General features: G+C 62.7%; 5 protein-coding genes. 4 read left to right on the top strand and 1 reads right to left on the bottom strand.

Features of this window, described 5'->3' with window-relative positions; genetic code table 11:
* Window positions 1-999: hypothetical protein (locus KDH09_16340; GenBank protein MCB0221268.1), on the bottom strand; the 999-nt coding region annotated here is incomplete at its 3' end.
* 114 nt (window positions 1,000-1,113) lie between these two features.
* Here KDH09_16340 and KDH09_16335 point away from each other — a divergent pair.
* From KDH09_16335 to KDH09_16320, 4 genes are all read left to right on the top strand, one after another.
* Window positions 1,114-2,208 carry an alpha/beta fold hydrolase gene (locus tag KDH09_16335; GenBank protein MCB0221267.1) on the top strand — a complete coding sequence of 365 codons (1,095 nt, stop codon included), beginning with the start codon at window positions 1,114-1,116 and terminating at the stop codon, window positions 2,206-2,208.
* A gap of 37 nt (window positions 2,209-2,245) precedes the next feature.
* Entirely contained in the window at window positions 2,246-3,607 is a 1,362-nt protein-coding gene (locus tag KDH09_16330; GenBank protein MCB0221266.1) for an AarF/ABC1/UbiB kinase family protein, read from the top strand.
* Window positions 3,608-3,793: 186 nt separating this feature from the next.
* Window positions 3,794-4,147 carry a PilZ domain-containing protein gene (locus KDH09_16325; protein MCB0221265.1) on the top strand — a complete coding sequence of 118 codons (354 nt, stop codon included), beginning with the start codon at window positions 3,794-3,796 and terminating at the stop codon, window positions 4,145-4,147.
* A gap of 135 nt (window positions 4,148-4,282) precedes the next feature.
* A partial coding sequence (locus KDH09_16320; GenBank protein ID MCB0221264.1) for a class I tRNA ligase family protein occupies window positions 4,283-5,097 on the top strand: 815 nt, incomplete at its 3' end.

Below are 5,097 nucleotides of genomic sequence, written 5' to 3'. Positions count from 1 at the left end.
CAACGCCTGCGCGGCAGTGGGAACGCTGCCCACCGTGGCGCGCAGGTTGGCGATGGCTGTATCGATCCGCGCGCGAAGCGCCCGCAGCTCCCTGACGTCCTCGTCGCTGAGCTTCGGGGCGGCCGCGGGCGCGGCCTGCACCTCCGGCACGGCTTCGATTTCGGGGGCTTTGGGCGCGCCCACCTCAAACTCGCTCAGTGCCCGCGCGCTGATCTCCACCTCGCGCCGGATTCCCCAGAGAACCTGTTCGCCGGGCACGGAAATGTTCACATAGCGCAGCTTCGTCACGCCAAAGCGCGCGGCCTCGGAGGCCTCGTAACTGACCTTTGCCGCGTCCGGATCGAGTTCGATCCCCACTGCCTGGGCGTGGGGAACGAGCCACGCATAGAGTCCGGTCATTTCCTGCTTGTCGGCCGAGCGGATGTAGACGCTCAAGTCCGTCTCCAGGCGGGCCAGCGGGGTAACGATGAACAGGTAGGGAAGAATGCCCAGCAGGCAGGAGGCCAGCATGACACCCACCACCCAGATCGCGCGCACGTTGCGCACCGGACCGCCCGCGCCGTAGGCGTGCTCTCCCTCGGCGGCAATCGGGGTATGCACTCTCGTGGGCGGCGGTCCCAGTGACGGGCCCTGCACCCAGAGCTTGGGGTCGCCCTCGAGCGAGGGCGGCGGCGTGGGGAGCCCCGCATCGCGGCTCACCGAGGGTTTGGCAACGCCGCCACCAAAGGGCGGCGCTGCAGGCCGCGCAAGGGTGAGCCAGGAATAGAAGCGCCCTACCCGCTCGGAGATCTCGCTGACCTGTTTGGCCGGGAGTCCCGATTCCTCCTGCGCCATCTCGAACCACTCGCGGCGCGAGCCGTCGACTTCCTCGGGGGGACGGCCCTCCAGGAACTTGTCCCAGCGCTCCAGAGCGACCCGGGATGAACGGGCCTCAATGTCGTCGAGGGTGGCCAGATAGTCTTCGTAGACCGCTCGCAGCTTGTTCTCGCCTTGCTCCATGCTGTATCTACCTTCGCGCAGGCGCGTCACTCGCGCCCGAGACGGGCTTGCCCATGGCCGGGATTGAACCACCCGGCCACGCGGGTTAGCCTGACTCCATCAGGACAGGCCCCCATGAGTGCCACAGAGCAACAGGAAATGCCACCCGCCCGCGGGCTGGGTGCGAGCTTGAAAAAGCGGCTTCGGCGCGAGCTGATGCGCCAGACCCACCTGGTCGAGCGGGTTGTGGCCGGGCCGCTGACCCCCCAAGTGCGCACCTTCTCCGAAACGGTCTTCATGTGGGAGAATGCGACCCTCAAGCGCTACGTCTCGCGCGAGCCCCGGCGTTACGAGACCCCGGTCCTCATCATCCCGCCGCTCATGGCCAATCCCGTGATTTTTGACCTGCGCCCGGGCCATTCCATGGTCCATCACTTTCTGGACGCGGGTTTCGACACCTACATGCTCGACTTCGGCAATCCCGGCGAGGATCAAAAGGACATCACCGTCGAGGACTACGTCACCGACTTTATCCCCAACGGGGTGCAGAAACTCCTCGAAGTGACCGGCGCCGAGAGCGTGAGCCTGGTGGGCTGGAGCATGGGCGGGATCATGAGCATGATCTACACCGCCCTCTACGGAGAGGAATCGGGCGTCAAAAATGCCATCGTTCTTGGATCGCCTTTCAATTTCTCGACGATGCTGCCCTTCTCGTCCCTCGCCGGCCTTGTCATTACGCCCCTTCGTGCGGTGATCGGGCAGATCGGCAACGTGCCCGGCGAGCTGACACGCGCGGGCTTCATGGCCATGGCACCCCTGGGAACGCTGACCCGCTACCGCGCCCTGTGGACCAAGTATTACGACCGCGAATTCGTCGCCGCGTGGGAGACCATGGGCGAGTTTATCAATGCCTTCTTCGACTACCCCCAGGAGGCGTTCCTGCAGTTCCTCACCGACTTCATCCGTGACGACAAGCTCCGCCAGGAAAAGCTGGTCATGGGAGAGAAAACGGTGAAACTCTCGGAAGTGAAGGCCAACATCCTGCTGTTCGTGGGCACCGGCGACAAGGTTGCCAGCCCCGAATCGGTGCAGGCGCTGGCCGAACTGGTGAGCTCGCGCGACATGACCGTGAAATACGTACCCGTCGGACACATCGGACTGGTTGAGGGCTCGAAAGCCCCGAGCCTGGTCTGGACTCCGATGGTCGACTGGCTGGCCGAGCGCTCGTGAGCGCGCGGCGGCATACCCTCTCAGGCGGCATTTCTATATGACAGGCAAGTATCTCTGGCACGGCATCGCGCGGCTCTTTCTAGTGAGCTCCACACTGGCGCCGATCTATTTCGAATATCTGTGGTTCTGGCTACGGAGAAAATACTTCGGGCGCAAAACGACGCGCGAGGAATGGAAGACGGCGCACGCCAAGAACGCTGAGAAGTTCTACCAGCTCGCCGTGCGCATGAAGGGCGGCCTGATCAAGGTCGGCCAGCTCATCAGCGCCCGCGTCGACATCGTGCCGCGCACCTGGACCCAGTCGCTCTCGCGCCTGCAGGACAAGGTCACCCCCCAGGACTGGAGCGTTATCGAGGGACAGCTCATGCGCGAGTATGGGCGCCATCCCGAGGAAATCTTCGCCTCCATCGAGCACGAAGCGCTGGCCGCCGCGAGTTTCGGGCAGGTTCACAAGGCGGTCACCAAGGACGGCACGGACGTCTGTCTGAAGATCCGCTACCCCGACCTGGAAATGAAGCTCAAGATCGACCTCTTCCTTTTCGGGACGGCGGTCTACCTGTTCAACCTGTTCACGCCGCTGGCCGACCTGCGCCCGGTCTACTGGGAGATGCGCCGCGCGCTGGAGACTGAGCTCAACTACGAGCAGGAAGCCAATTACACCCGCACCATCTACGAGAACATGAACGGGTTTCCCCAGTTCTGCACGCCCCGGGTGCTCGATGAATATACGACGCGCGGGGTGATCTGCACCGAGTTCTTCGACGGCTACAAAATCACGAACTTCAAGAAGATGATCGAGCTGGGAATCGACCGGCGCGAGGTGCTCGAGGTTATCCTCAACGCCTTCACGAAGATGATGTACGAGGACGGCATCTTCCAGTCCGACCCCCACCCGGGCAACCTGCTGTTCCGGATGCACGAGGGCAAGGTCCAGGTCTGCCTGCTCGACTTCGGTCAGGTAAAGATCCTGCCACGGGAATTCCACGCCAAGCTGCTCAAGGCAGCCTTTGCCTTCCTCTCGCGCGATGTGGACAAGTTCCTGCCCGAGCTCATCAATCTTGGAATCGTCGATGAGCGCAATGCCGCCCACATCCGCCCGATCCTCAAGGACTTCTTCACCGAGTATTTCGAACTCTCCCCCCAACAGGCGCGTGAGCTGGACTTCCGCAAGATCCGCGAGGACGTGCTGGAGACCCTGGACAAGCTCGAAGGCATCGTGATTCCCAACGACATCGTACTGTACGGCAGGACGTTCTCGCTCATCTCGGGCCTGGCCACCCAGATCGACAAGACGGCCAACATGTTCATGCTGGCCAAGCCCTTTCTGATGAAGACGCTCATGAGCATGCAGCAGGGCCCGAAACCCGCGGCGGCCCCCACAGTTTCAAACACGGCGTAATGCGGTCCCGATCGCTACCGATTACCAGCCTTCCCGGCAATTTCATTGCGTGGGGGCTGAAATTGCCTTATAATGCGCCAGTAGAATTTACAACCAAGCAGTTGTTCCACTCGGCAGGGTAAGAGGGGGATCCGCCGGGCCTGTGCAGCATGCGGCGTTAGTAATTGCGCCGCCGAAAGTAGCAACATGACTCGGCCACAGACCCGCAAGCATCCCAGAGCGCCCTTCGCCTCCCTCGTGCATTGCATGACCCCAGGCGGGGACCGCATTGTCGCCTCCGGCGGCAACATTTCCTGTGGGGGACTCTTCATTCCCACGGTCAAGGAACTCCCCGCCGGGGAGCAAGTCAGCCTCAAATTCCGCCTGCCCTACCCGGGCAGCACCATCGAAAGCGTGGCCAAGGTCGTCTGGCGTCGCCCAGCTGACCAGCAGGACGGCACTCCTGCGGGCGTTGGACTGGAATTTGTGGACCTTCCGGGCGTCTTTCGCGACGGAATTGCCGACTACGTCAATCAAGCCTCATCCCTGCTTGAACCCTGATTGCCTGCGCGGTATAGCGTAGGGCCAATTGAAACGGGCGCGGGCAAGACGTCGCAATCACGACGTTTTTCCCGAAGTGCCCGGTGCCGGTGGCCGCCTGTGTGAGCCGCCTTCGCACCCCGCGTATCAGGGACCATGAGCGAGGAAAAACCCAGCTACAAGACGACACTCAACCTCCCGCAGTCGGATTTTCCCATGCGTGCAAACCTGCCCCAGCGTGAGCCCCAGTGGCTGGCGCAGTGGCAGGAAAAGGACCTCTACGGCAAGATCCATGCGCAGGCGAAGGGCCGCGAGAAGTTCATCCTTCACGACGGCCCCCCCTATGCCAACGGCAGCATTCACCTGGGGCACATCCTCAACAAGGTGCTCAAGGACCTGATCGTCAAGTACCGGCACATGAACGGCTACGACTGCCACTACGTGCCCGGCTGGGATTGCCACGGCCTTCCCATCGAGCAGCAGGTGGTCGACAAGTTCCGCGCCAAGGGAAAGACCCCGCCGCGCCATGCCATTCTGGCCGCCTGCGCGGAGTTTGCAGGGAGCTGGGTCACCAAGCAGAAGCAGGAGTTCATCCGCCTTGGAGTCCTCGGTGACTGGGATCATCCCTACCGAACCATGGACAAGGACTATGAGGGGCACATCGCCCGCGAGTTCGCGCGCGTGGTACGCGGCGGATATGTCTACCGCGGATTAAAGCCCGTCTACTGGGACTGGAAGTACGAGACCGCGCTCGCCGAGGCGGAGATCGAGTATCACGACCACGAGTCGCCCTCGATCTACGTGCCTTTCGAGCTCATCACCCCTGACGCCGCCGAGGTTCATCCCTCGCTTCGCGGCAAGCAACTCGAGCTGGTCATCTGGACCACGACCCCGTGGACCCTGCCCGCCAACCTGGCCATCGCGCTCAACGAGACGCTCGAATACGTTGCCGTTGAAGTGGGCAGCCGCGT

Source organism: Chrysiogenia bacterium, assembly GCA_020434085.1.
Lineage (GTDB): Bacteria > JAGRBM01 > JAGRBM01 > JAGRBM01 > JAGRBM01 > JAGRBM01.
The sequence above is the reverse complement of the archived record's forward strand: the minus strand, read 5'-3'. Positions and strand labels throughout refer to the sequence as shown.

What these genes read in the sequence shown, in the direction of transcription:
- KDH09_16335 (MCB0221267.1), top strand. Translation starts at nt 1,114, where the DNA reads ATGAGTGCCACAGAGCAACAGGAAATGCCACCCGCCCGCGGGCTGGGT.
- KDH09_16330 (MCB0221266.1), top strand. Translation starts at nt 2,246, where the DNA reads ATGACAGGCAAGTATCTCTGGCACGGCATCGCGCGGCTCTTTCTAGTG.
- KDH09_16325 (MCB0221265.1), top strand. Translation starts at nt 3,794, where the DNA reads ATGACTCGGCCACAGACCCGCAAGCATCCCAGAGCGCCCTTCGCCTCC.